This window comes from Dactylosporangium sp. NPDC048998, from assembly GCF_043197855.1.
Taxonomy (GTDB): Bacteria; Actinomycetota; Actinomycetes; order Mycobacteriales; family Micromonosporaceae; genus Dactylosporangium.
The window spans coordinates 1-24,309 of the sequence record NZ_JBICTV010000005.1 but is presented as its reverse complement, the minus strand read 5'-3'; the positions used below and the strand labels follow the sequence as shown (position 1 = coordinate 24,309).

The following is a 24,309-nucleotide window of genomic DNA, read 5'->3' as shown; positions in this document are numbered from 1 at the left end:
TGCGACTAGCTGCGACTAGCTCCGGCTAACTCAGGCTGAACTTCTGGTTGGCCTGCCCGTTGCAGTCGTAGATCTGGACCTGCTGTCCGTTGCCGGTGCCCCAGACGTCGATGCAGCGGCCGGACTGCACGCCGGTGATGGTGCCGTTGGAGTTGACGTTCCACTGCTGGTTGGTCTGCCCGTTGCAGCTGTAGATCTGGACCGCCGAGGCGTTGCCGGATCCGGCGGCGTCCAGGCACATGTTGCCGTACACCGTCAGCTGCTTGCTCGCGGTGTACGTCCACTGCTGGTTGGTCTGGCCGTTGCAGTCGTACAGCTGCACCCGCGTGCCGTTGTTGTGCGAGGCATTGGGCACGTCGATGCACCGGCCCGACTGGGCACCGAGGATCCGCTTGCCGCCGGCCGGCGGGGTTGTCGTGGTCGGCGGCGTGGAGGTCGGCGGCGCGGTGGTGGGCGGCGGGGTGGAGCCGCCGTTGAGGGCGTTCAGGACCGAGGTGTAGGCGGCCTTCTTGTTGCCGCTGCCGTCGAACAGCAGCGGGCTCTCGCCGGAGCGCCAGGAGTCGCTGTCACGCACGCCCCACACGGTGATGCCGACGCAGCGGGACACGTTCATGCAGGCCTGGGTCAGCCCGGCGTACTGGGTGGTGGAGGCGTTGGTGACGTCGACCTCGGTCAGCGCCACGTCCACGCCCAGGGCGGCGAAGCTGGACAGCGTGGTCTGGAAGTTGCTGGGCAGCGAGCTGCCGCCGGTGAAGTGGGTCTGCAGGCCAACGCAGTCGATCGGAACACCGCGGGACTTGAAGTCCTTGACCATGTTGTAGACGCCCTGCGTCTTGGCGTAGCTCCAGTTCTCGACGTTGTAGTCGTTGTAGCAGAGCTTGACCGACGAGTCGGCGGTGCGCGCGGTCTTGAACGCGACCTCGATCCAGTCGTTGCCGGTGGCCTGCAGGTTGGACTGGCGGCGGCTGCCGTCCTCGTTGAAGGCCTCGTTGACCACGTCCCAGTAGGCGAGCTTGCCCTTGTAGTGGGCCATCACGCCGTTGATGTGGTCGATCATGGCCTGGCGCAGGGTGCTGCCGCTGAGGCTCTGCATCCAGCCCGGCTGCTGCGAGTGCCAGGCCAGGGTGTGACCGCGGACCTTCATGCCGCGCTGGCTGGCCCAGTTGTAGATCTGGTCGGCCGCGGTGAAGTTGAACTGGCCCCGCTGGGGCTCGGTCGCGTCGATCTTCATCTCGTTCTCGGGCGTCACCATGTTGAACTCACGCGCGGCGATCGTGGTGTACGCCGAATCGCCGAGCTTCCCGGCCGCGATCGCGGTGCCGAAGTATCGGCCGGACTGTGCGGCCGCGGCGCCCAGCGTGCTGGCCGCCGCGCTCGCGTCGGGAATCATGATCACGGCACCCGCCAGGACAGCGGCGCCGAAAGCACTGCCGAGCAGGGCTTTGACGCCCAGTGACCGCTTTGCTGCCACCAGGGCCTCCTTTCTCAGGGATGGAGGTACTTCAATGCCCTGGGATGCTGGCATGTCGATCGGCGGTTAACAATACTTTTCGAAACTGTTACGGAAGTAAGTTCCGCGATGATTCGGACATTCAGGATAATTTCCGCCCCACCGCTTATGGTTCCTCCCGTGGGCCTGTGACCTCGGACTTCATCGAACGTGTCGCGGGGAGTCGGCTTCGATCGCGGCCGGGTGATCGGGTGCGTGGGCGGTGGCCATGACCGGCCCACCCGCCGTGTCGTCCGGTGCGTCGCCGATACCTTCCGGGACGGATCCGGAAATCGATGCCAAGGCCGAGGCGTCAGCGGGCTGCGGGGAATCGGAGCCGGCTGTCCAGCTTCGTGCTGAGCTTCTCCGCGGCCGGGTGGCTCAGCTCCTCGAATATCTTCAGCGCTTCCCGCCATGCCGCGCGTGCGCCTGGCAGGTCGCCCGCGTCGAAGAGGGCGTCGCCCAGGCGTTCGCCGATGGCGGCCTCGTTGGGGCCGTCGGCCAGGTCGCGCGTGAGGGTGACGGCGCGGCGGTAGCAGGCGATCGCCTCGTCGAACGCGCCCATCCGGTGGTGGGCGTAGGCGAGGGTGTCGAGCGTCGCGGCCTGGCCGTGACGGTCGTCGATCTTCTGTTGGAGGGCGAGGGCCTGCCGGCAGTAGTCGACGGCGTCGTGCGGGCTGCCGAGTTCGACGTTGTACCAGGCGGCCGCGTTCAACGCATAGGCCAGGCCGGACTCGCGGTCGGTGGCGCGGTAGAGCACCAGGGCCTGTTCGGTGTGGCTGAGGGCGGCCTCGTTGCGGCCCTGGGCCTCGTAGACCTCAGCGAGGTTGAGATGGGTGGCGGCCAGGCCGAGGTGGTCGTCGAGCGCGCTGAAGAGGTCCAGCGACGCGTTGAGCGCGGCGTGGGCCTCGTCGAAGTGGCCGAGGATGTTGTGCACGCGGCCCAGGGTGCGGTGCAGGTGGGCCTCACCGTGGCGGTCGCCGCTGCGGTGGGCGGCCGCGAGCGCGAGCCTCTGGATGGTGAGCCAGTCGTGGTGGCGGCCCTGCCGGTTGAAGAAGTTGGTGAGGGTCCAGGCGAGCTGCCATGCGAGGGTGTCGAAGCCGGTCGCGACGGCCGCGTGGACGGCGGCGATGAGGACCGGATATTCGGCCGCCATCCACCGGACCGCGGCGGCCTGGTCGGCGAGGGCGGTCGGGGTGACGCCGGCGGACGGCGGCGCGGGGTCGGGGATGCGCACCTGGTAGGGATGCAGGAGCGTGGTCGCGGCGTTGGCTGTGTGCAGGTAGTACTCGAGCAGCCGCCGCATCGCCGCGGCGCGGTGGGCGGCCGGGTCCTCGTCGGCGGCGAGCTCGGCCGCGTATCGGCGCAACAGGTCGTGGCTGGCGAAGCGGTCGAGGGCCGGTTCGGTGAGCAGGTGGGCGCGGGCCAGCTCGGTGAGCAGTGGTTTGACCTGCTTCGCCGGTACACCCAGCAGGCTTGCGACCGCTGGAGCGCTGACGTCGGGACCGGGGTGCAGGCCGATGAGCCGGAACAGGCGGGCCGCCGCGGGGCTGAGGGTGCGGTACGACGAGGAGAACACGCCCCGCACGTCGCTGCGGGTGTCGCCGACGTCGAACAGGTCGAGGTCTTCGCGCAGCTCCGCGGCGAGCTCGGCGAGCGGCTGGTTGGGGCGCAGGGCGGCGCGGGCGGCGACGATCGCGAGGGCGAGTGGCAGGCCGGCACAGGCCGTGACGATCTCGTCGACCGCGGTGGGCTCGGCGTCAAGGCGGGGCTGTCCGAGCCGCCGGGCGAGCAGTTGCGTGGCCTCCCCATGGGTCAGCAGGTCGAGGGGTACCGGCTGCGCCCCTTCCACTGCGACGAGCCCCGCGAGGTGGGTCCGGCTGGTGACGAGGACGAGGCAGCCGGGGCCGCCGGGCAGCAACGGGCGGACGTGTTCGGCGTCGCGGGCGTTGTCGAGCACGATGAGCATCCGCCGGCCCGACGTGAGGCTGCGGAACAGCGCGGTCTGCGCGGCCAGGTCGGCGGGAAGGCGCCGCGGCGGCACGTCGAGCGCGTCGAGGAACCCGCGCACGGCCTGAGCGGGGCTGACAAGGGTGTCGGCGCTGCCGAAGCCGTGCAGGTCGGTGTAGAGCTGCCCGTCGGGGAAGCGGTCGGCGACGCGGTGCGCCCAGTGCACGGCGAGGCTGGTCTTGCCGACGCCCGCGGTGCCGACGACGGTGGCGATGACGACGGCCTTCGGTTGCTCGCCGGCGGCGCCGAGCATGCTGTCGAGTCGGTCGAGCTCGGCGCCGCGGCCCGTGAAGCTGTGCAGGTCGAGGGGAAGCTGCGCCGCGGTCGGGACAGGTCGCGATGCGGCGGGCGGAACGTCACGGGATTGCTGCAGCAGCCGGACGTGCAGGCCGCGCAGGTCCGCGCCGGGCTCGGTGCCCAGTTCATCGACGAGTCGCTGCCGGATCCGCGCATACCGGTCGAGCGCCTCCGCCGTGTGCCCCGCCTCGTGCAGCGCCCGGATGAGCACCGTGGCCAGCGGCTCGGCGAAGGGGTGCTCGGCGGTCAGCTCGGTCAGCGGGCCGATCAGGGTCTCCGCCTCGCCGAGCCGCAACGCCGCCTGCGCCCACGCCACCGCCGCGTCGAGGCGCTGCTGGCGCCATCCGTCGCGCTGACGCTCGGCCCACGGGCCGGACACGTCCGCGAGCGGCACGCCCTGCCACAGGTCGAGGGCTTGCCGCAGAGCCACGACCCGCTGCTGATCGGTGGCGTGCGGGTCGCGGGAGCGCTCGACGAGATCACGGAACCGGTGCAGGTCGACGGTGAGCGGGTCGACGTCGAGCGCATAGCCACCGGAGCGGCGCACCAGCGGCGACGGTTCGTCACCGTCGCGCAGGATCGCGCGGAGCCGGGCGACATACACATACAGCGCCTGCTTGACCCGGTCGGGCGGCTCGTCGGCCCAGACCCGATCGACGAGGGTCTCCATCGGCACGAGCCGGCCGGCGTCGACCGACAACGCGGCGAGCACCGTGCGCTGCCGCGGCGGTCCAACCTCCAACCGTCCCGTCGTGGACCACGCCTCAACCGGGCCGAGCAGCCGGAACTCCATCGCCCCCCTGCCCGTTGTATCGGCGATGTCGAGCCGACGTATCGACGCATCCTACGTTAGCTATCGGCGGCCGTGAAAGCCGCAAACGCATTATCTGGGAGGTGAACATCAATGCGTGGAGCTATTGCGAAGATCAGTGACTCGCTGCTCAGCCTCGTCGCCCCGCGGGCGACGGCCTCGGCGAAGTACTGCATCGCCTGCGAGCGGGGCAACTGCCAGTCGGGCTGGTACGGCAGGTGCCTCAACGGGCAGCTGGGCTGGATCGACATCGTCTGCGCGTCAACCTGTCCGTGAGGTAGCTCGAAAAGGGCCGTGAGACGCAGTCTCACGGCCCTTTTCTGTTGGTGCTCCCGTGCTACAGCCTGCGGAGCACGACCCCGGCGACGCCCTCCGTCGAGAACAGCCCCACCGTGCGCGAGTCCACACCGGCCGCGGGGTTGTCGCTGAGCACCACGAGGCTCCCCGCCGGCACCCGCGGCGGCGCTCCGGTGACGTACCCGGGCACCGCCTCGCCCCGCACCGCCGTGACCCGCTTGACCAGCAGCCCCAGCGGCGGCGCATGCGGCGCCCGGGCTCGCACCCCGGCGGGGAGCTCGGGCCCGGTGAGCACCACGACCTGACCGGCCCGCACCCGGTCGCCCGGAACCCGCTTCACCAGGACCCGGTCGCCGTCGCGGAAGGTCGGCATCATGCTCGGCCCGCGGACGTCCACCACGAGGTACCGCCGCCGCACCCGGACGGCGAGCGAGGCCGCCACGACCAGCGGCACGGCCAGGGCCAGTGCGGTCAGCATGTCGCGGCTCCGTAGGGCTGGGCCTGCAGGTTGAACAGACGGGCGTACTCGCCGTTGAGCGCCAGCAACACCTCGTGCGGGCCGTCCTCGAGGACCCGGCCACCGGCGAGCACGATGATCCGGTCGGCGTCGCGCACCGCGCCGAGCCGGTGGGAGATGAGGACGCTGGTGCGACCCGCGCGGTAGTCGCGCAGCCGCCGATGGATCTCGTGCTCCGCGTCGGGGTCGAGCCCGGATGACGGCTCGTCGAGGATGAGCACGTCGCAGGCCTGGCGCAGGAACGCCCGGGCGAGCGCGACCCGCTGCCACTGCCCGCCGGATAGGTCGACCCCGGGCGCGTCGTCCCGCTCCGCGGTGCCGTGGCCTTCGACGTCCTGGGTGAAGCTCCGCGACAGGAGCGTGTCGTAGCCGCGCGGCAGCGTGGCGAGCTTGTGGTGCGCCCCGGCCCGCTCGGCCGCCGCCACGATGGCGGGGCGGTCGCCGACCCGCGCGGGCTCGGCGATGCCGATGTTGTCGGCGGCCGTGAAGTCGTAGCACATGAAGTCCTGAAACGTCGCCGTCAGCCGGGCCCGCAGCGCCTCGACCGGCACGTCGCGCAGGTCGACGCCGTCCCAGCGGATCGACCCGCGGGTCGGGTCGTAGAACCGGCACAGCAGCTTCACCAGGGTGCTCTTCCCGGCGCCGTTCGGCCCGACCAGCGCGACCGTGCGGCCGGCGGGGATGAACAGGTCCACGCCGGTGAGAATCCACGGCTGGTCGTCGGCGTAGCGGAACCACACGTCCCGCAGCTCGATGCCGTGTCGCAGCGCCGGGAGCTCGCGTGGGCCGTCCGGCGCCACGGCGAGGTCGGGGGTGGTGGCCAGCACCGCGCGGTAGTGCGTCCACAGCAGCAGCTGGTGGTGCGTCTGCGCGATGCCGAGCACGACCCCGCTGAGCGCGCTCTGCACGCCGACCAGGGCGGCGAGCGCCAGCGAGACGTCGCCGACGGAGATCTCCCCGGCGCCGGCGAGGCCCACCGCGATCACGATCCCGACCGCGTTGACCGCTGTGCTCAGCAGCGTGAGCCCGCTGTGCGTGACCAGGATGCGCCGGTCCAGCCGGCGCTGGGCCGCATCGGCGCGGGCGCGGGAGCCCAGCATCCGCTCCCGCAGCAGGTCACCGGCGCCAAACAGCCGGATCTCCTTCGCCGCGCGGACGTTGGCCAGCAGCCCGCCGTAGAACAACTCGCGGCGCTCGTGCGGGCCGAGCGCCCAGATCATCGCGGCCCGCCGCCGGGACAGGCCCAGCTCGGCGCCGAGCGCCGGCACCGCCGCGACCGACACGAGCAGCGCCAGCCGCAGGTCGAGGGCCGCCGTCGCGGCCAGGAACCCTGCCGCGGCGAGCGCGCCGCGCAGCGTGTCGACGCTCATCGCGACGACGTTGCCCGGCGCCGCCCGGGCCGCGTCCTGGGCGATCTGCAACCGGTTGAGGAAGGCCGGATCCTCGAAGTGCGCGAGGCCCTCGAGCCGGTTCACTGCCGTGAACAGCTTGTCCGCGGCCCGCCAGGCAGCGCGCCGGCGCAGTTCCCCGGCGGCATACGTGTTGAGCGGCGGCAGGAACGCGGTGACCGCGGTGGCACCGGCCAGCCCGAGGGCGAGGCCGACCAGGACGGCGGGCCGGTGCGCGGCGGCGACGATGGTGTCCAGCACGGCCTTGAGCAGCCGGGCGGCGGCGACCGGGGCAAGCGCGCCGCACAGCGCGAGGCCGGCGACCGCCGCCAGATGGCCGGGGGCCGCCCGCCCCACGAGTCGCAGCGCGGCGGGCAGCCCCCTCAGGTCGGCGCTGGTCGGACGGTTGCGTCGCGGCCAGCGCACGGTCATGACGCCAGCGCCGGCTGGGCCGCGTCCAGTGTGGAGGTCTCGAGCCCGCTCGCCGCGATGACCTGACCGGCGCCGAGCCGCACGAGCGTCGGGAAGCCGCTCACGTCGAACGCCTTGAGCACGTCCGAGTCCCGCTGTGTCAGCACGACCTGGGCGAGCGGCGTGAGCAGCCGGATCTCCTCCGCAAGCTCCTCGGGCTCGCCGACGAGCACCGCGACGAACCGCTCCGGGGCGTCGTGGGCCTGCGCGTACTCGGCGAACCGCGGCATGCGCTCGGTGCACGGCTGGCAGCCGGTCCGGAAGAAGCCGACCGCCGCGCCCTCGGGCAGGTCGGCGGTGGACAGGGGGCGGCCGGTGGTCGTCGTCGCCGTGAACGCGCCGACCTTCTTGCCGACCTCCGGCCAGGGCGAGCCGCCGCCGGCGGGCGGGCCGGCGAGCAGGGCGGTGTGTTCGCGCAGGCGGCGGATGACGCCGTACGTCAGCACCAGATTGAGCAGGCCGACGGCACCGACCAGCACCACCACGGAAACCAGGTAGGGCATGCGGGTTCTCCTTTCACTGCGGCTCTCGCTGTGGCGTGCCGGCCCTGACCGGCGCCGGGGCGAACAGTTCGACCAGGTCGTCGAACATGATCATGACAATCCCGCCGAGCAGCCCGGCCACGATCGCGATCGCCGCGCCGGCCGGGTGCACGCCGGGCGGCAGCACCGCGAACCCCGGGTCGCCGCTCGCGGTGAGGAGGCCGGCGACGGCGACCGCGCCGAGGATCGCGTTGCGCACGACGTGCCGCGGCCCGACAACGCTGCCGGATCCGAAGCAGGCGCACTGGACGCGCCGTTCGCGGCGGTACGCGATGATCACCGCCGACGTGAGCGCCACCAATATGCCGGCGGCCGTCGCGAACCCCACCCGAGCGGTCGGTTCGATGGCGAGCGCGAGCGTGGTGGCCACCTCGGCGGCGACGACGGCCACCGCTGTCGGCGTTGTCGCGAGCCGTTGCACGGGCGCGAGGCCCGCGACGGATTCCGTGAACCGGCGCCAGGCGGCGCGGTCGCGCAGCTTGCTGGTGCTGGAGACCGCGAAGACCAGCACGAGCAGGCATCGGCAGCCGGCTTCGACGTAGCTCACGACAGGACCGTATCCAGCGCGGATACAGCGTTCCGGACGGTCTCATACATCGACATTTATCATTCCCTGAGCTTGTCGGGACGCGAACAGCCGGACGAGACTGCCGGCGTGGTGTCCGCCTTCGCCGTCGGTGGTGACGAGCTGCGCGTCGAGCAGTTCGTCGAGCACGTCCCGGGTCCGGTCGATGCTGAGTGCCGACGCGGCGGCGAGGTCCTGCGCAGTCACCCGCCCGGGCAGCCCCGCGAGGGCCCGCAGGGCGCCGATCGCGGTCGCGCTGACCGTGGCGCAGCGGGCGGCGAGGCTCTCCCGGATCGACAGGTCGTGCGCGCGCAGCTCGTCGAGGCGCCGCTGCGGTTCGCGCAGCCGCTGCGCGCACGAGCGGGCCGAGCGGTCCGGGCGCCCCTGCATGCGGGCCACGACGATCCGCAGCGCCATCGGCAGCCCGTCGCACCAGTCGACAATCTCGCGGAGCGCCTCAGGATCCTCTGCCCCGGCTCGTTCCTCTCCCAGCGATTGGCGCAGCAGCGCGACCGCGTCGGACGGCGGCAGCGGCTCCAGCGGTACGAGCGCCGCCCCGTCGAGTGTCGGCAGCGGCCGGCTGCCCGCGACCACGGCGAGGCAGCCCTGGCCGGCCGGCAGCAGTGGCCGCACCTGTGCGACGTCGTCGACGCCGTCGACGAGCAGCAGCACCCGACGGCCGGCGAACGCGGTACGCAGGCGGGCCGTGCGGGCGGCGAGTCCCCGCGGGACCGCCTCGTCGGCGACACCGAGGGAGTGCAGCAGGTGCGCCGCGACCGCGACCGTGTCGGCGGCGCCGAGCTGCACGAACAACTGGCCGTCCGGGTACTGGGGAGCGAGCAGGTGCGCGGCGTGGACCGCGAACGCCGACGTGCCCGCGCCCGGCGGCCCGTAGATGCAGACGATCCGCGCGCCCGTGTCGACGGCCGCCATCACGCTGTTCGCCGCCTGGTCACGCCCCACCAGGACCGCCGGGCCGGGTGGCAGCTGCCGTGGTGGCTCCGGCCGCGGCCGGTGTATCGCGATCTGGGGTGGCGGCTGCGGCTGCGCCTCACCCACCTGGAGGGCCTCGTCCAGCGTGGGGTCGCGGGCCAGCATCGCCGCGTGCAGGCGGCGCAATTCCGGACCCGGATCGACGCCGATCTCCTTCTGCAGCGCCGCACGCGCATCCAGGAAGCAGTGCAGCGCGCCCGACACGTCGCCGGCGCGGTACAGGGCGCGCATCAACTGCCCCCATGACCGTTCCCGCAGCGGGTGCTCGACCACCGTGCGACGCAGCTCGCCGATGAGCACCTCGTGATGGTTCAACGCGAGCCGGGCGTCGACGAGATCCTCGGCGGTGCGCAGCCGCTCATCGTCGAGCGCGGCCAGACGCTGCCCGAGCCCGCCGAGCCGCAGCAGGCCGACGCACGCGTGATCGTCCCGCCAGCAGGCCAGCGCCGCGATGAGCCGCTCCACGGCGCGGGTCGCGTCACCGGCCCGCAGCGACGCTCTTCCCTGCGCGGCGAGCTCCGTGAAGTCGGCCAGGTCCAGCTCGCCCGGTTGGACGGCGATGCGGTAGGCCCGCTCCAGGCCCAGCAGCCGCGAGCCGGCGGCGGTCTCCGGGTCGGCGAGCAGTTTGCGGACGCGGACCGCGTACGTGCGGACGTTGGCCACCGCCGAGCGAGGCGGCGCCTCATCCCACAGCGCGTCCACGAGACTTTGTACCGGCACGAGCCGATTGGCGTTGAGCAGGAGAGCGGCGAGCAGTGACTGCGGCTTGCCGGCGGGCAGTTCCACCGGCACCGGGCCGCACCGCACGCCGATTTGTCCCAGAACCTGGAACGTGAACGACATCGGCATTCCCCCGTGACGGCGCTTCTCGTAACGCGCGCCGGCCGGGCCGGCGCGCGTTCCCCCGACGACGCACTGGACACGACGCACGAGAACCAGTGGTCACCGCAGATGCTGCTGCGGCGGACCTGCCGGAACCTTGCGAAAATCTCAACGAGCCGGTCAACCGGGCAGCTCTCAGCTGTGTCGGGGCTTGCGGCCCGCGCGACACGGCGGTCCTATGCTGTCGCCGTGTCCTCGCTGCGGACCCGTGATCTGCGCGGGATCCTCGACGCCGTGGGCACGTGCGCATCGCCGCCCGCCGGCTGGACCGTCGCACGGACGACGCGGGGCGGGGCCTCGGGCTCACGGCGCGCCAGGCCGAGTCGCTGCGCGCGCTCGAGACGGACCCTTGACGCTAACGGCTACATGAGTAGAGTTAACGTCCGCGCAGCGTAACCGCCCCCCATCGCCACAGACGGTCAACGTCCTGCGGGCGCTGGCCGCCGATCCGGCCCGGTGGCGCTACGGCTATGACCTAGCCACCGAGGTGAACCTCAAATCGGGTTCGCTCTACCCGATCCTCGTCCGGCTGGCCGACCGTGGCCTGCTGGAGACGTCCTGGGAGCCGAGCATCGACAGCCGGCCGCCCCGGCACCTGTACCGCCTGACCGGCGCCGGCCGCGAGTTCGTGGCCGCCCTGACCGCCGCGCGCCGCGACAGTGCCGCCGCCCGCCCCCACCGCCGTTTGAAGGAGGCGTGATGCCGTTCTTCTTCGTGTTGCTGATGACGCCGATCGGAGTGGCGATCGCGCTGTACCGCCGCAACCCCCGCCGGTTCCTGGACGGCCCGACCGAGGACGGGCCGCTGCGGCTGCTGCGCTGGGCGATCGGCCTGCTGTCCCCACAGCGGGCCGAGTGGGGCCAGGCCATGCTCGGCGAACTCGGCCACCTCGACGGACGCCCGCGGCGGATGCGCTTCACGCTCGGCTGTGCCGGCGCCGCCCTGATCCTGCCGCCCTGGGGCCGGGCCGCCGGCGCCCTCTGGGCGACGATCGGGATCACCGCAGCCAGCTTCACCATCTACGGCGGCCTGATCGTCCACTACCGGCTCGGCGTCGGTGCCTGGATCGCGTTCGCGGTCGTCCTGATCATCTGCGCCGGATACCTGCTCGGTATGAGCGCGTTGCTGCGACGGCCCGGTGTCGCGCTGCCCGGCCTGCTGGGCGGCGTGTTCGCGACCATGGTGGGGCTGGGGCTGTCCGGGTTCACCGCGGTCGACCAGGTCACCTTCATCCCGAAGCCCTGGCAGCAGTGGGTGACCGTGATCGCGGTACCCGCCGCGATCGGCGCCGCCGGCACCCTGTGGCGCCGTGACCCGGCCGCAGGACGCCGCGTCGCCCGCCTGGCCGCCCTCAGCGCCGGGCTGCTGCGACTGCTGTACGCCACAGTCGCGGTCGCCATCCTCGGCGGCGGCGGGCCACCCGATGCGGACGGCGGCTTCACGGTCCGCGGCACGGTCAGTGACCGCCTCGGCAACAACATCGTCGACCTCGTGGTCTCGACGCTGATCATCGCGATGGTCGGCTGGGCCGCCGCCGCCCTCGCCGGCTACCTGGTGCGCTGTACGCCCACACCGGCCGCCCCGCCGGCCGCCGAGCCGGCGCAGGGGTGTGAACCCAATGACCACACCGAACCCGGCAAACCAGCCGACGCCGGTACCGCGCCGACGCCGAGCCATACGCCTCACCCTGCTGATCCTCGGCATCGCAGTCCTCACGGCACTCGCCGCCAGCCTCCAACTGAGCGGCCGCTGAGCCACAACCGCCGGCCGGGTGAGCTGGTCAGGGCCGCGCCCAGACGAACAGCCGGCCGACGGCGACGCAGGCGATCCGATCGTCAGTGGCGGCGCACTGCGGGGTGCCGTAGAAGTTCTCGGCCCGGCCGATCACCTTGACGGTGCCGTCGGCCGGGTCGAGCAGGCCGACGACGGCGGCGAGATCGTTCACCGGCCGCCACACGATCGCCCCGTGCCGGGTCAGGCGGTCGGCGTAGCTGTACGCGAGGTGCCAGCCCGTCAGGTGCCACCGGAGCGCACCTGTGTCGCCGGAGAACGCCGCTACGTCGTCCGCCCGCCCGTCCGCGCCGTCCTCCGCGTCGAGCATCAGCGTGCCCGGCGCTCCGTCCCGCGCGGCGTTGTAGCGCTCCGCGCGCCACAGCCGGGCACCGGTGGCCGGGTTGAGCACGTCGGTGCCGTCGGTGCCGGAGACGCAGTACCGCCCCTGCAGACACGGGTACAGACCGTGGTAGCCGGTCGCCGGGTCACCCGGCCAACGCCACAGTAAGCGCCCGGAGGCGCGATCGTAGACATCGACGCCGCGCCCACCGGCCCGGTACACCAGTTCCTGGCCCGGCACGCCGTCGCGGTGCAGGGCGACGGCGCCCGACCAGTCCAGCCGATAGGTCGCCGCGACCGCGCCTGTGCGCAGGTCGTGTACCCGCAGCACCCCGGAGGCGTCCAGCACGCTCAGGCCGGTGACGTCGGAGAAACCGGTCGGGTCCAGGCTCGACACGCTGCCGGGCGACGTCTCGACGCTCCACACGACGCGGCCGGTGTCCAGCTCCAGGGCGAGGTACCGCTCGTGGTGCGGCAGCAGCGGCAGGGCCACCGACAGGTCGTCCGGGCCGTAGGACGTATCGAACCCTTGGGGCTCGTCCGGCCAGGCCAGGTCCCGCACCAGTACCAGCCGCCCGCCCGGACCGCCCACGCCCGCCGGGCCGCCCGGCTCGATCATCCCGGCACGCCGGCTCAGCGGGCGCTCCCAGCGCACCGTGCCGCTTGCGCCGTCGATCGCGACCAACCGGCCGGTGTAGCCTCCGCCCGTGCCCGCCCCCTGGTCCTGTACCAGCACGACCCCTTCGGCGACGAAGAGGGACTCGCTGTGCTCCATCGGCCGGCGCCACAACACCCGGCCGTCGCGAGGGGCGACCGCCTCGATCGCCTGCGCTGCCTCGCCGCCGGCATCCTGCCGGACCAGGTACAGCCGGTCGGCGGCGGCATCGATCGTGAGTACGTTGGGGTCGGCCTGGTACAGCGGCGCCAGGCCGTGACGCGCGGCGGCCGCGGAGTGCAGGCTGCCCGCGACGACCAGCACGGCGGCCAGGGCGAACCAGCGCCGCCGACCGCGGCGGTCCGGGGCCGGCGGTTCCCAGGGCGTGCTGACGTCGAGCTCGATCATCGCGTCCGTCACGGGTCTCCCCCTCCTCAGCGAGACCGTCAATTAGGCGGAAGCCGATCAGAATAGCGGGTCGGGATAGCGGCGGTTCACCCCGTTGCTGGCCGACGCCGCCCGGTTTGTCACAAACGGTGTTCGTCAACCGGCCGCGGTCCGGCACGGTGGTCACGGCTAAGGCGCCCCCGCCCAGGGGTGTCTGTGTACGGGCGGGGGCGCCGGAGGGACGATCAGCAGGTGGAGTTGGTCTGGGTGAGCAGGCCCATCCGGTAGGGCAGCGCGCTAGCGCTGCAGTGTCAGCACGCCCGGCCGGTAGGGCAGCAGACCGTAGTCGCCGCCGGAGCTGGGGGAACGCCCCTGGTACAGCAGCTGCAGGTTGCACGGGTCAACGGTCTTGGTCTGATCGGGGTTGCTGCGAACCAGGTCGCCGTGGCTGATGTCGTTGGTCCAGGTGGCGCCGCTGTTGGCCTTGCCGGCGAAGGGATTGCTCTCGGTCGCGGCCTGCGGTGTCCATGCACCGTCCAGGCTGGTGGCCGTGAACGAGCGGAAGTAGCGCCCGTTCGCACCGATCGCCTCGACGAGCATGAGGTACTGGTTCTGGCCCTGGACCTTGTAGACCTCAACCCCTTCGAACAGGTTGTTCGTCGTGTCGCTCATGACCACCACCGACGTGGAGCCGAAACTGCCCGGGAAGTTCCCGATCGGCATGCTGGCCCGGTAGATCTTGCCGTTGTCCCCGGCGAAGAACAGGTACATGTTCGTGCTGTCGCCGATGAGCGTCTGGTCGATGGGTCCGGTGCCGGAGCCGGAGATGCTTCCGGCGAAGAGCGTCTGCGCTGAGGACCATCCGTTCGCGTTCGTGGGGTCGCTCGACGTCCTGTAGGAGAAGGCGGTCCCACCCCACTGATAGGCGAGTACCCAGACGTTCTTCGGGGCGAAGTAGAACAGCGTCGGCGCGACAGCGGCGAACGACATCCGGTTCTGGCTGGCCGAGGCCATGTCGGACCAGTTCGTGAAGAGACCGAAGTTCATCGAGCCCCACGTCGATCCGGTGTCGTGCGTCGTCGCATAGACCAGATGCCTGCCGTTGTAGACGACGTTGGTGAAGTCCTTGAGCGAGACCCACCCCGACTGCGGGTTCGCCAGCGAGCCCGTCGATGTCCAGCGGTACGTCGACGGAAGCGCGCATGTCGGCGCGGTACTGCCGGGTGTGGTCGGGGTGGTGCCGCCGACGCGGACGAGCTGCCATTGCTGGTTGGTGCCGCCCCAGTCGGCGTACTGCACGACCGCGGCACCGTCGGCGGTGGAGGCGTTCTGCACCTCCACCGCCTTGCCGGAGTTGCGGTTGATGAGCCGGATGTATCCGCTGTCCGAGTCGGCGAGGCGGAACTGCTGGTTGGTGCCGTTGCCGTCGGTCCACTGCACGATCTTGGCGGTGTCGGTGGTGGAGTAGTTGTAGACGTCGAGGACCTTGCCGGAGTGACGGGCCTTGAGCCGGTAGTAGCCGCCGCCGGAGTCGACGAACTGCCACTGCTGGTTCTGCCCACCCGAGCGCGTGTACTGCTGCACACACGCACCGTCCGCGGTGGACACGCCACACACGTCGAGGGCCTTACCACTGTTGCGGTTCACCAGCTCGTACCACGCGCTGGTGTCCACCGTCGCCGCCGAAGCGGTCGTCACGTTGATCGCGACCACCACCCCGGCGGCCACGACCGTCGCCGCGAGCGCGGCGCCGATGATTCTCATGGCGGGAGATCTCCTTTCGGTTCAGCCGATGCGGACGAGTTGCCACTGCTGGTTGTTGCCGTTTGACGGTGGACCGCCCCGTGTTAGCGCTAACAGACTGCGGCCGACGACGTGAAGGCGGGCTTCGAGACGTGCCGAGTGACGGGAGAACGGGTTGCGAGAACGCTCACATCCAGGATCGCGAGATTGCCAGAACGTTTCGGAACATGCAAGGCCGAAGGTCGGCCATTTCCCCTCGGCAAGCCGTTCTCGTGCCATCGACTGCGAGCATCCACCCAGGTCAGCACCGTACTGCCGGGTCTGCTACCACCACGATGAATGCGATCGAACGACGTTGAGAATTTCACGCCCACCGATCTGCGACCAATTTCCCCAACGGCTCGTAACGCTTTTTCCCAACCCGAATTCGATCGGCGATTTGTGTTATGCGCGGGGCTGTCGGAAAGTCGCCGAGATCGCTCGCCGTGGTGTGCCTCGGTCAGGCCAGCGGCGGACGGAGCCGGAACGCGCTGTCGGCGCGGAACGCGGCGGTGCCGTCGGACTGGTCCACCCACAGCTGGTCGTTCTGCCGGTGGATGAAGTAGCCCCGATAGTTCGCCGACTCCAGGAACACCTCGCCGCCGTCCGTGACCATCGGGCAGAAGGTGGCGTCGCCACGGAACACGTAGCTTCCCTCATCCCAGCTCAGCCGCAGCCGCCACGACTGGTGCCGCAAATACTGCCCGCTGGCCGCCCGGAACGAGTAGCAGCTTCCGTTGGACAGGCCGGACACGGCCTCGAAGGTCGCCCGGCCACGCTGGATCGAACTGGTTTCGGGGACCAGGATGCCGAACTGCCCGTCGGTGCCCAGGTAGCGTCCGGGGACAGCGCCGGACTCGAACGACACCGGTCCGAGGCGCAACACCGACGGCTGGCCGGACGGCGCAGCCGATGACGGCTGGCCGGACGGCGCGGTTGGTGACGGCTGGCTGGACGGCGCGGCCGAGGTGGGTGGCGAGCCGGCGCCGCTGGGCCAGGTCAGGGTGACGACGGCAGCTCCGGCGACGATCGTCGCGGCAATGGTCGCCTTCGCGACGGGGAAACCGGTCAGCCACCCGGTCGTCGCGGCGGCGCCGCCCGCGGTGCTGGCAGCGGATGCGGCGAGCGGGCCGTGGCCAGTGGTAGCGGCGAGGCCGCCCGAGGCGGTGGCGGCGGACGCGGCGGGCGGGCCCTGGCCGGCTAGGGCGGCGGTAAGCGCCACGGGCACCGGCAGCAGCGCGAACCCGGTCAGCAGCCGCTCGGCGTCGACCATCTCCTCGGCGGTGGCGGCGCAGGTGGCGCAGGAGCGGGTGTGCCGGGCGATCCGCTTGCGCCACAGCGGGCTCGGGATACCGTCCCAGTCCGCAACGACGGTGTCCAGCCAAGGGCAGCGCGGCCGAGCCTCGAGCGCCGCGACCAGGACGCGGGCCTGCACCAGCCGGTTGCGCAAACGCTGGAGTCGCACACCGGCGTGCGCGACGCTCACCCTGAACGCGGCGGCGAGCTCGGCACGGCTGAGCTCTTCGCCGACCTCCAGCCACCACAACGACCACAGCACCCGGTCGTCCGGGTCGAGCCAGGCGACCGCCTGCCCGACCTGCCGGCGCTGCCCGGCGAGTTCCAGGCGCAGCAGGGTGAGATCCTCGAAGTCGACGGCGTCCGGTACACCGGCCACGTTGTCCAGCGCGGCGTTGCGCCCCGCGGTGAGGCGCTCACTCTGCAGGTACGTCGCGGCCTGGCGGACGGCTATCGCGGCGATCCAGGCCCGGAACCTGTCCGGCTCGCGCAGCGACGGCAGCTGACGCAGGGCGCGCAGCATGGTGTCCTGGACAACGTCGTCGACGGCGGCCAGGTGCCCGACGAGGGCGCGGCGCACGATCGTGTACACCAGCGGCAGGTAGGCCGCCATGAGCTCGTCGATCGCCCGTCCGTCGCCAGCCTGCGCCGCGGCGACCAGCGTTGTCTTCCTCGTACCTGCCCTGCCCATATGCATCACCGATCTATGGAACTTGCCGTCCCACCAGGCGATCAGCATGCCAGGACCGGCCCGGCAGCGCCACGCCTCGCGGGACCGGCACGGCCGGCACCGAACCGGTCCCGTTACCGCCTATTACTGGCCGACGCCGACCATGCGGCTGCCGAGGCGTCTCGGCGCGCCGTCGGGTGCGCCGCTGACCGCGGCGAAGGGCAACGCGGTGGTCGGCGCGGACAGATAGTCGGTTACTCGGGCGGCTCCGCCAGCCGCTCCAGCCGGGTCCAACGGGCCCAGCCACGCTCGCGCACAAGCTCCTGAAGCCGCTTCGCCCGCGGGTCGGACTCGACGGCAAGGGCATCCAGAAGGTCGAACGGCAGGTCGTCGTGCGCCCCCTCGCCAACGTCGATATCGCCGGACGCGTATGCCTGCTCGGCGAGGGCAGCCAAGATGTCGGCGGCTTCCCGCAGTCGCGGGTCGTCGTCGCCCAGGTCGCCGTCGAAGATGTCCGACAGGAGACGATAGAGCCGGACCATTTGCGGATCTTCGAGCTCTGCGAGTTTCCTGGGCATCCACTCATGGATGCGGTCGGGCCAGCGAGCCGCGATCAGGATCCACCCGTCCCGCTCGCCCGCCACCATCCGTTCCGACGCCCCGATCTCCCGGAGGCGATCGAGATAGGACACCACCGCGGGTGAGAGCACCAGACTGTCACCGGCGGCGAGTTGCGCGATCTGCTTGCGGCTGGTCTCGAGCCGTTCGATCTCGTCGCGGAGGTGACTGTCGATCCTTCGGGCCGCTTCGGCGAACGTCGACGCGTCGGCGTCGAGCATCTGACGGATCTGCGACAGCGGCACGCCGGCGTTGGCGAGGGTGCGGATCTTGATGAGGGACACGACTGCCATGGCGCCGTACCGGCGGTAACCCGACGCGTCTCGCTCCGGCTCTGGCAGGAGTCCGACCTGGTGGTAGTGCCGCACCGCCCGCACCGTGACGCCGGCGTACTCCGCCAGTTGACCGATCGTCAGCATGTTCTGATCCTGCCCTCACCAAGCCCGGCTCACGAGATTTTGCGACGGTAGATGATGTTCGCGAAGACGTAGGCGACGACGAGGATGCCGCCGCACCAGGCGAGGGCGGTCCAGATGCTGGTGCCGACCGGTTGCTGGGCGAACAGGTCGCGTATCGCGTTGACGATGGAGGTCACCGGCTGGTGCTCGGCGAAGGCGCGCACCGGGCCGGGCATGGTGTCGGTGGGCACGAACGCCGAGCTGATGAACGGCAGGAAGATGAGCGGGTAGGAGAACGCGCTCGCGCCGTCCACGCTCTTCGCGGTGAGACCGGGTATGACGGCAAGCCATGTCAACGCCAGGGTGAACAGGACGAGGATGCCGGCGACCGCGAGCCAGGCCAGCACACCGGCGCCCGAGCGGAACCCCATCAGGAGGGCGACGCCGACGACGACCACGAGCGACATCAGGTTGGCAAGCAGCGAGGTCAGCACGTGCGCCCAGAGCACGCCCGACCGAGCGATGGGCATGGACTGGAAACGCTCGAAGATCCCGCCCTGCATGTCCGTGAAGAGCCGGAACGCGGTGTACGAGATGCCCGACGCGATGGTGATGAGCAGGATGCCGGGAAGCAGGTAGTTCACGTACGAGACCGACCCGGTGTCGATCGCGCCGCCGAACACGTAGACGAATAGCAGCATGATGGCGATCGGTGTGATCGCGGTCGTGATGATGGTGTCCAGGCTGCGAGTGACGTGGCGCATGGTCCGCCCGGTGAGCACGGCGGTATCGGCGAAGAAATGCGTGGCCATTTTCGTCCTTTACTTCTTGGCGTCTTCGCCGGCGCGGCCGACGACCGAGAGGAAGACTTCCTCGAGGGAAGGCTGTTTCTCGACGTACTCGACCTTGGCGGCCGGCAGCAGTTGCTTGAGCTCGGCCAGGGTGCCGTCGACGATGATCCGGCCCTCGTGAAGAATCGCGATCCTGTCGGCGAGCTGTTCGGCCTCGTCCAGGTACTGAGTCGTCAGCAGCACGGTCGTGCCGCCGCCCGCAAGCTCCTTGATGGCCTGCCACACCTCGATGCGCGCCTCTGGGTCCAACCCGGTCGTCGGCTCGTCGAGAAAGATGACCGGCGGATTCCCGATGAGACTCATCGCGATGTCCAGACGGCGGCGCATGCCACCGGAGTATGTCGCCACCCTCCGGGCGCCCGCCTGGGTCAGCGAGAAGCGCCTCAGGAGGTCATCCGCAATCGTGCCCGGATCCTTCTGGTGCCTGAGCCGGGCGATCAGGACGAGGTTCTCCCGCCCGCTGAGGATCTCGTCGACGGCCGCGAACTGTCCGGTGAGGCTGATGGACTCACGGACGTCGGCGGCCTGTGTCACGACATCGAAGCCGTTGACCCGAGCGGTCCCCGCGTCGGCCTTGAGCAGCGTGGAAAGGATTCTCACCGCCGTGGTCTTGCCCGCCCCGTTCGAGCCGAGCAGGGCGAAGATGCTGCCACGCGCCACCTCGAAGTCCACGCCGCGCAGCACACGCAGCTCCTTGTACGACTTCTCCAGGCCCTGCACGTGGATCGCAGGCACGTGGACCTGGTGGGTTGTTGAAGGAATGCCCATGACCGCCAGCATGAAGGGTTGACGCAGCGTCATAGTCAAGTCCGCAGGGCATATTCGGTACGTCTCGCTGCGCCGCCCGGCAACTTAGAGAGACCGTCAATTGGATCACTTGAGGCGGCGGGTGGTGGGCCTGGTCGACCAGCGATACCGGGTTCGGGCCTCGCGGATGAGTGCACGGACGGTGACGAAGGCTGCGGCGAGATACAGGAAGAAGTCCACGATCTTGCCGTCGCGGTCGGTGCAGCGGCGCAGCTTGCCGTAGCCGTTCATCCAGGCGTGGGTACGCTCGGCGACCCACCGTTTGCCGACCTGCACCAGCGCGGGGACACCCTTGCGGGCGATCTCGCCGTGCAGCCCCAGCCCGTCGAGCAGGGTGCGGGTGACGTTGGAGTCGTAGCCGGCGTCGAGATGGACGGTGATGTCGTCGGGCCAGTGGGCGCCGACCTGGTCGGTGGCGGCCTGCAGTGTCGGGCCGAGCAGGGGTGAGTCGTGGCGGTTGGCGCCCGCGGAGACGATTCCGAGGGGGACACCGGCGCCGTCGGTGGCGGCCGAGCGTTTCAGGCCGCCCTTGCGTCTGTCCACTGGGGACGGTCCGGCCTTGTCTCCGCCGCAGGGGGCCTTCGTGATGCACCCGTCCGCCGTGATGTCGGCCAACTGCAGGCCGATGATCCGGTCGTAGGCTGCGAGGGCCACCGCATGGACGCGTTCGGCGATGCCGGCGGCCGCCCAGGTCTTGAGCCGGCGGCGGATCGTGGAATCCGAGCAGGCGGAGGTGGCGATACGTTCGTAGCCGGACCCGTGGACCAGCGCGTCGACAAGGTGTTCGAACACGACCCGGTCGGGGATGCGACGCCGGTGGCAGCCCAACGGATGATCGGGATGGAACTCGCTGCGTTCGGGCAGCAGCGCGGCGAACTCGACCCAGACGGGTTCCAACAGCGATGATGGGATGGCAGGCACGGGCGTCCTTGTCGGTCACAGAGCGTCGAGAACTCCGATGATCGACACGCCCGTGCCTGTTTGCTACCCCGAACCGTCGTCCTGACCGACTTCCGCCCAATTGACGGTCTCTCTTAGGCAGGGCGGTCAGATCACGGGGTTCGCCTGATCCGGCCGTCCTGGCCGACCAGTGTCAGCACGCTGTCAGGGGCGCGTCCGGCGAGGCAATCGGCGAGCCAGTCGGCGATGTAGGTCAGCTCGTTGATGGACTTGCGGTGACGTGCCCCGTGGTGCCGGCCCATACGCCCCGTACGCATCCATGACTGCGATTGCGACACGGGTCCTAGCGCGTCCGGGGAGCGTCCGGCGCGTTCGGGCCTGGCGCCGAACACCCTGGTAGCGCGGCCGAACGGCAATCCCGGACGACGAACGGCTTCCCGCTCGAGGGCCCCGGCCGGTACGAAACGCTCATCCCCGGACATCGAAGAAGGAGAAAGCCATGTCGTTGCGTGTCAGCGTCGCTGGTCTGGTGGCGCTCTGCATGGTCGCGGTCGGTCTGGTGGTCGCCACGCCGGCGCAGGCGTACGTCGACGGCCCGCCCTGCTCGGCCGCGAGCTGCGTCGGTCGGGACCCGGGCCGCACGGTCGACCGCGCGGGCGTCAGCTGCCGGGCCGACGCCTATCAGGTGAAGGACCCCAACGGCCTGCAGGGCTATGCGATGGCCAGCCCGGATCGCAGCCTTTACAACGCCGTCTTCCTGATGTACTCGCCGCGCTGCAACGCCAACTGGGTGGAGGCGGCCTCTTCGTCCTCCTGGTGCGCCCAGAACGGCGGCTGGCGCGTCGAGTCCGTGGTCAACAGCCCCCAGGGGCCGGTCGGCACCGGAGACCTGTGGTCGAAGATGGTCAACGGTGCCTACGCCGCGCGGGCCGCCATCTACGGCGACTGCCTCTCCTCGTCGTCCTGGTACTACTCCAACTGGCGCTGACCGGCCGTACGGAACCTGCTGCGTTACACGCCGGTGGCACTCGTCGTCGCGGCCGTGCTGGTCGCGCCGGCCGCCACGCCACCGGCGGCCGCGGCGCCCGCCGGGCCCGTGGTGCGCGGTGGCACGGCCACCGCTGACGACCTTATCCAGCTGACGATGTCGCGGGTCTTCGGCGCTGCCGGTGGGGGTGGGGCAGCGGCGCAGCGTGCGTTGCACAGCTTCTACCGATCGAAGAACAGTTGACCACCGGTGTTGTCCAGGTCGGCGGCGGTGCCGGTTTTGAGTCTCTCGTCGGTGAATGGCGGGTCGAGGTGGATGAGGCTCATGGAGTGATAGACCTGCTCGGCGAAGCCGTGCAGGTCGGCCGCAAGTTCGCGTTGCTTGTCGTCGATGATGCGCGTGATGCGCGTCATGGCGGTCTGCATCGATTGGATGACGTCGGGAACGGTCCCGCCGCCGAGCGGCTGCTCCACCGTGTAAGGCCCGCCGGTCGAGAGGATGGATCCGACTCCCTGGATGCCGGCGATGGCCGCGCCGGTGCCGGCGGCGAGGAGTGACTCCGCCACTGGTCCTGCGGCGACGGCGACCGCGGCGAGCGCTCCGATAACGGTGAGGATCATGGCCGCGCCGCCTCGCGTCGGGCAGTGAAAGTGGTCCAGCGCGTCGAGCACCTTGATCGTGGTTTCTCCGAGCGTCCATACGTCTGTGAGCATGCGCCTCTTGATCTCCAGCTCTGCCTGGAGCGTGAGGGCGAGTCCTACCGCGACCTGGCGTTGGCACAGCGTCGAGCGCTCGTACAGCTTCAGGTAGAACATGAACGAGTCTGCCGCTGAACCGGCCCAATGCTGCATGCGAACCTGGATCGCATCGGTGTACGCCCCGAGTGGAAACTTCAGCGTGTCGTTGCCGACGGCGACCGGGTCATACAGTTTGTTGCTTTCTGCCTTCAGCTGCAGCGAGGGCTGTAGCGTGGCGGCGACGCGAAACAGTGCATCGGCCATCGGCTGGCAGGCGTTCGGGTCCGGCACCGCAAACTGCGTGAACATGGTGGGAATCCCGGCGAATTCCTCGGCAACGAACGTGCGCAACCGGGCGTCGTCGTCGGCGCGACTCGATGGGATGTACTCGGGCTGCCCCTGGCTGGCCTTGTTGCTGGCCCGCTGCTGCGCCATCAGGTATTGCTCGGCGTGCGTCAGGGTGACCCGGATGGCGGTGTCACGGACCCGCTCACCGAGCGCCTGCAGATCGGCCGCGCTGCGGTAGACGTACGCGTCGCCCACAGATGCCTGCCCTCACGCCTGCTTGATCGGTGCGGGTGGACCGGGCACCAGCAATTCGCCAGAGACGAACAGCTGCGCGGGCGGCCCGCCGGCCCAGACGTTGTTAAGCTCCTGGGCCGCCGCCGCGTCGGTTTCGGCATACAGGTCGGCGATGCGCAGGATGGTGTGGCCGGTCTCGTCCAGGACAGCGGACGTGTTGCCGAGGGCGTTCTGCAACAGGTTGCGCAGCTCCGTCCAGATCGGACCAGCCTGGTCGCTGGCGACGACAGGTTGGGCGAACGCGGCGGCATCGTTAGCGGAGTCAGCAACAAGGTTGTTCAACGACGCGTAGACGTAGGCCATCAACGGCAGGTCAACGGTCCCGATCATCCTCAGTCGCGACAAATCCACCGCAAGATCGTGGCCCTTCAACGACATGCTCGGCCTCCCCCGGCTAGACCGCGCCGCCCGACCGCGGACGCGGCATTGCTCATGCTGCTGCGCTGCACGCAACAGCTTGTAGGTTTCGCCCAAAGACGTACTGGCCCTGCTCGACGTAGATCTCCGTCTTGGACAAGTCGGCGCTTGCCGGAAACGGCACGCTGAGCGAAACCATCGGGCCCTTGATGGGCTCAAGGTTGCCGTAGACGATGTGACCCGCCTTGTCGCGAGCGATGATGTGCGCGACCGGCTGGCACATCGGTGTGTTCGGCGGATCGGTCACGATCTCGAACGTTGTCGAAACGTATCCGCCCGCATCGGGCGGGCCGTAGGTGACGTTCCGCGCGGTCGCCGACCTCGGCCACGCCTTGAAGAAGCCGGCCGGCAGCAGATCGTTGTCCGGGATGTTGAATGACAGTGTGGCCACGGTGTCCGCGCCCTGTAGCACATGGAGCAAGCCACCGATCCCGAGCCGCTGTCCGGGCAGAAGGACCGGGACGTTGGCCAGGCCGGTTTGCGGCTCGCCCGCGGGTGTTCCCGACGCTGTCATCGGCTGCACAGTGACCAGGTTCTGGACCGCGGCCTGGTCGCACGGGTTCTCCACGATGAAGCCGTACCAGAAATCGGCTCCTTTTCTGGCGAAGCCCGATTCAAGGACGCGCGGCGAGCAGGCCGGCGCGGTCGCCGAGGTGCTCGGCGCCGCGCTCGTCGGCTGTGGCTCGGGATGAGGACCGGTGGTGCAGGCGGCGGCCATGACGGCAGCCAGGCTCAGGGCAATGACGCCGCCTGCCGCCCGCGACCGGCGACGCGTCGCCTCTTGCGATGGCATGGTTGATTTCGGCTCCCCGTTAGACATTCCGTGCGCCTTGCACGGCGTCGGCTC

23 protein-coding genes are annotated in these 24,309 nt (G+C 70.4%); 5 read left to right on the top strand and 18 right to left on the bottom strand.

Annotated features, from left to right (window positions below; all coding sequences use genetic code 11):
• Positions 1 to 25: 25 nt before the first annotated feature.
• Together ACGFI8_RS13835 and ACGFI8_RS13830 are read right to left on the bottom strand one after the other, a co-directional pair.
• Entirely contained in the window at positions 26 to 1,471 is a 1,446-nt protein-coding gene (locus tag ACGFI8_RS13835) for an endo-1,4-beta-xylanase (protein WP_392804157.1), read from the bottom strand.
• 331 nt (positions 1,472 to 1,802) lie between these two features.
• Entirely contained in the window at positions 1,803 to 4,589 is a 2,787-nt protein-coding gene (locus ACGFI8_RS13830) for a BTAD domain-containing putative transcriptional regulator (protein WP_392804155.1), read from the bottom strand.
• A 111-nt stretch (positions 4,590 to 4,700) separates the two neighbouring features.
• Here ACGFI8_RS13830 and ACGFI8_RS13825 point away from each other — a divergent pair, with 111 nt between their 5' ends.
• Positions 4,701 to 4,883, top strand: coding sequence for a hypothetical protein (locus tag ACGFI8_RS13825; RefSeq protein WP_392804153.1), 183 nt, complete (start codon positions 4,701 to 4,703; stop codon positions 4,881 to 4,883).
• A gap of 61 nt (positions 4,884 to 4,944) precedes the next feature.
• Here the strand turns inward: ACGFI8_RS13825 and ACGFI8_RS13820 are convergent, their stop codons facing one another.
• Genes ACGFI8_RS13820 through ACGFI8_RS13800 form a run of 5 tightly spaced genes read right to left on the bottom strand, consistent with a single transcriptional unit; the run spans position 4,945 to position 10,223 of the window.
• Positions 4,945 to 5,382, bottom strand: coding sequence for a S26 family signal peptidase (locus tag ACGFI8_RS13820; RefSeq protein WP_392804151.1), 438 nt, complete (start codon positions 5,380 to 5,382; stop codon positions 4,945 to 4,947).
• Entirely contained in the window at positions 5,376 to 7,241 is a 1,866-nt protein-coding gene (locus ACGFI8_RS13815; protein ID WP_392804149.1) for an ABC transporter ATP-binding protein, read from the bottom strand. The genes ACGFI8_RS13820 and ACGFI8_RS13815 overlap by 7 nt, the downstream gene beginning before the upstream one ends.
• Entirely contained in the window at positions 7,238 to 7,783 is a 546-nt protein-coding gene (locus ACGFI8_RS13810) for a TlpA family protein disulfide reductase (RefSeq protein WP_392804147.1), read from the bottom strand. The genes ACGFI8_RS13815 and ACGFI8_RS13810 overlap by 4 nt, the downstream gene beginning before the upstream one ends.
• Before the next feature lie 13 nt (positions 7,784 to 7,796).
• Positions 7,797 to 8,369, bottom strand: a complete 573-nt coding sequence (locus ACGFI8_RS13805) for a MauE/DoxX family redox-associated membrane protein (protein WP_392804145.1) — start codon at positions 8,367 to 8,369, stop codon at positions 7,797 to 7,799.
• Between the two features lie 42 nt (positions 8,370 to 8,411).
• Entirely contained in the window at positions 8,412 to 10,223 is a 1,812-nt protein-coding gene (locus ACGFI8_RS13800; protein ID WP_392804143.1) for a BTAD domain-containing putative transcriptional regulator, read from the bottom strand.
• A 466-nt stretch (positions 10,224 to 10,689) separates the two neighbouring features.
• Between ACGFI8_RS13800 and ACGFI8_RS13795 the strand changes: the two genes are divergently transcribed.
• A complete protein-coding gene (locus ACGFI8_RS13795) occupies positions 10,690 to 10,962 on the top strand; it encodes a PadR family transcriptional regulator (protein ID WP_392805346.1) in 273 nt (90 codons plus the stop codon).
• Positions 10,962 to 12,155: a hypothetical protein gene (locus ACGFI8_RS13790; RefSeq protein WP_392804141.1), complete on the top strand. Its 1,194-nt coding sequence runs from the start codon at positions 10,962 to 10,964 to the stop codon at positions 12,153 to 12,155. Before ACGFI8_RS13795 ends, ACGFI8_RS13790 begins: the two co-directional genes overlap by 1 nt.
• Here ACGFI8_RS13790 and ACGFI8_RS13785 read toward each other — a convergent pair.
• The 8 genes from ACGFI8_RS13785 to ACGFI8_RS13750 all read right to left on the bottom strand — a co-directional run bounded on the left by ACGFI8_RS13785 (position 12,043) and on the right by ACGFI8_RS13750 (position 21,055).
• Positions 12,043 to 13,449, bottom strand: a complete 1,407-nt coding sequence (locus tag ACGFI8_RS13785; RefSeq protein WP_392804139.1) for a PQQ-binding-like beta-propeller repeat protein — start codon at positions 13,447 to 13,449, stop codon at positions 12,043 to 12,045. The genes ACGFI8_RS13790 and ACGFI8_RS13785 overlap by 113 nt on opposite strands.
• Before the next feature lie 264 nt (positions 13,450 to 13,713).
• Entirely contained in the window at positions 13,714 to 15,180 is a 1,467-nt protein-coding gene (locus ACGFI8_RS13780) for a non-reducing end alpha-L-arabinofuranosidase family hydrolase (RefSeq protein ID WP_392804137.1), read from the bottom strand.
• A gap of 478 nt (positions 15,181 to 15,658) precedes the next feature.
• Positions 15,659 to 17,233, bottom strand: a complete 1,575-nt coding sequence (locus ACGFI8_RS13775; RefSeq protein WP_392804135.1) for a sigma-70 family RNA polymerase sigma factor — start codon at positions 17,231 to 17,233, stop codon at positions 15,659 to 15,661.
• A 185-nt stretch (positions 17,234 to 17,418) separates the two neighbouring features.
• Positions 17,419 to 18,201, bottom strand: coding sequence for a MerR family DNA-binding transcriptional regulator (locus ACGFI8_RS13770; protein WP_392804133.1), 783 nt, complete (start codon positions 18,199 to 18,201; stop codon positions 17,419 to 17,421).
• Positions 18,202 to 18,230: 29 nt separating this feature from the next.
• On the bottom strand, positions 18,231 to 18,992 hold the full coding sequence (locus tag ACGFI8_RS13765; protein ID WP_392804131.1) for an ABC transporter permease: 762 nt from the start codon (positions 18,990 to 18,992) through the stop codon (positions 18,231 to 18,233).
• A gap of 9 nt (positions 18,993 to 19,001) precedes the next feature.
• A complete protein-coding gene (locus ACGFI8_RS13760; protein WP_392805343.1) occupies positions 19,002 to 19,799 on the bottom strand; it encodes an ABC transporter ATP-binding protein in 798 nt (265 codons plus the stop codon).
• A 105-nt stretch (positions 19,800 to 19,904) separates the two neighbouring features.
• A complete protein-coding gene (locus ACGFI8_RS13755; protein ID WP_392804129.1) occupies positions 19,905 to 20,759 on the bottom strand; it encodes an IS5 family transposase in 855 nt (284 codons plus the stop codon).
• Positions 20,760 to 20,890: 131 nt separating this feature from the next.
• Positions 20,891 to 21,055 carry a hypothetical protein gene (locus ACGFI8_RS13750; protein WP_392804127.1) on the bottom strand — a complete coding sequence of 55 codons (165 nt, stop codon included), beginning with the start codon at positions 21,053 to 21,055 and terminating at the stop codon, positions 20,891 to 20,893.
• A 182-nt stretch (positions 21,056 to 21,237) separates the two neighbouring features.
• On the opposite strand from ACGFI8_RS13750, the gene ACGFI8_RS13745 reads away from it, so the two are divergent.
• Both ACGFI8_RS13745 and ACGFI8_RS13740 read left to right on the top strand, forming a co-directional pair.
• The gene (locus ACGFI8_RS13745) at positions 21,238 to 21,726 is read left to right on the top strand and encodes a hypothetical protein (RefSeq protein WP_392804125.1); all 489 of its coding nucleotides are present in this window, start codon (positions 21,238 to 21,240) and stop codon (positions 21,724 to 21,726) included.
• A gap of 33 nt (positions 21,727 to 21,759) precedes the next feature.
• Entirely contained in the window at positions 21,760 to 21,969 is a 210-nt protein-coding gene (locus ACGFI8_RS13740) for a hypothetical protein (RefSeq protein ID WP_392804123.1), read from the top strand.
• Here the strand turns inward: ACGFI8_RS13740 and ACGFI8_RS13735 are convergent.
• The 3 genes from ACGFI8_RS13735 to ACGFI8_RS13725 form a co-directional block, all read right to left on the bottom strand.
• On the bottom strand, positions 21,948 to 23,006 hold the full coding sequence (locus ACGFI8_RS13735) for a hypothetical protein (protein ID WP_392804121.1): 1,059 nt from the start codon (positions 23,004 to 23,006) through the stop codon (positions 21,948 to 21,950). The genes ACGFI8_RS13740 and ACGFI8_RS13735 overlap by 22 nt on opposite strands.
• A gap of 12 nt (positions 23,007 to 23,018) precedes the next feature.
• Positions 23,019 to 23,423 carry a hypothetical protein gene (locus tag ACGFI8_RS13730; protein WP_392804119.1) on the bottom strand — a complete coding sequence of 135 codons (405 nt, stop codon included), beginning with the start codon at positions 23,421 to 23,423 and terminating at the stop codon, positions 23,019 to 23,021.
• 52 nt (positions 23,424 to 23,475) lie between these two features.
• Positions 23,476 to 24,309, bottom strand: an 834-nt coding sequence (locus tag ACGFI8_RS13725; RefSeq protein ID WP_392804118.1) for a hypothetical protein, incomplete at its 5' end; no start/stop codon positions are given.

What these genes read in the sequence shown, in the direction of transcription:
- ACGFI8_RS13830 (WP_392804155.1), bottom strand. Translation starts at nt 4,589, where the DNA reads ATGGAGTTCCGGCTGCTCGGCCCGGTTGAGGCGTGGTCCACGACGGGA.
- ACGFI8_RS13730 (WP_392804119.1), bottom strand. Translation starts at nt 23,423, where the DNA reads ATGTCGTTGAAGGGCCACGATCTTGCGGTGGATTTGTCGCGACTGAGG.
- ACGFI8_RS13775 (WP_392804135.1), bottom strand. Translation starts at nt 17,233, where the DNA reads ATGCTGATCGCCTGGTGGGACGGCAAGTTCCATAGATCGGTGATGCAT.
- ACGFI8_RS13810 (WP_392804147.1), bottom strand. Translation starts at nt 7,783, where the DNA reads ATGCCCTACCTGGTTTCCGTGGTGGTGCTGGTCGGTGCCGTCGGCCTG.
- ACGFI8_RS13825 (WP_392804153.1), top strand. Translation starts at nt 4,701, where the DNA reads ATGCGTGGAGCTATTGCGAAGATCAGTGACTCGCTGCTCAGCCTCGTC.
- ACGFI8_RS13800 (WP_392804143.1), bottom strand. Translation starts at nt 10,223, where the DNA reads ATGTCGTTCACGTTCCAGGTTCTGGGACAAATCGGCGTGCGGTGCGGC.
- ACGFI8_RS13765 (WP_392804131.1), bottom strand. Translation starts at nt 18,992, where the DNA reads ATGGCCACGCATTTCTTCGCCGATACCGCCGTGCTCACCGGGCGGACC.
- ACGFI8_RS13750 (WP_392804127.1), bottom strand. Translation starts at nt 21,055, where the DNA reads ATGCGTACGGGGCGTATGGGCCGGCACCACGGGGCACGTCACCGCAAG.
- ACGFI8_RS13820 (WP_392804151.1), bottom strand. Translation starts at nt 5,382, where the DNA reads ATGCTGACCGCACTGGCCCTGGCCGTGCCGCTGGTCGTGGCGGCCTCG.
- ACGFI8_RS13780 (WP_392804137.1), bottom strand. Translation starts at nt 15,180, where the DNA reads ATGAGAATCATCGGCGCCGCGCTCGCGGCGACGGTCGTGGCCGCCGGG.
- ACGFI8_RS13790 (WP_392804141.1), top strand. Translation starts at nt 10,962, where the DNA reads ATGCCGTTCTTCTTCGTGTTGCTGATGACGCCGATCGGAGTGGCGATC.
- ACGFI8_RS13815 (WP_392804149.1), bottom strand. Translation starts at nt 7,241, where the DNA reads ATGACCGTGCGCTGGCCGCGACGCAACCGTCCGACCAGCGCCGACCTG.
- ACGFI8_RS13745 (WP_392804125.1), top strand. Translation starts at nt 21,238, where the DNA reads ATGTCGTTGCGTGTCAGCGTCGCTGGTCTGGTGGCGCTCTGCATGGTC.
- ACGFI8_RS13770 (WP_392804133.1), bottom strand. Translation starts at nt 18,201, where the DNA reads ATGCTGACGATCGGTCAACTGGCGGAGTACGCCGGCGTCACGGTGCGG.
- ACGFI8_RS13760 (WP_392805343.1), bottom strand. Translation starts at nt 19,799, where the DNA reads ATGGGCATTCCTTCAACAACCCACCAGGTCCACGTGCCTGCGATCCAC.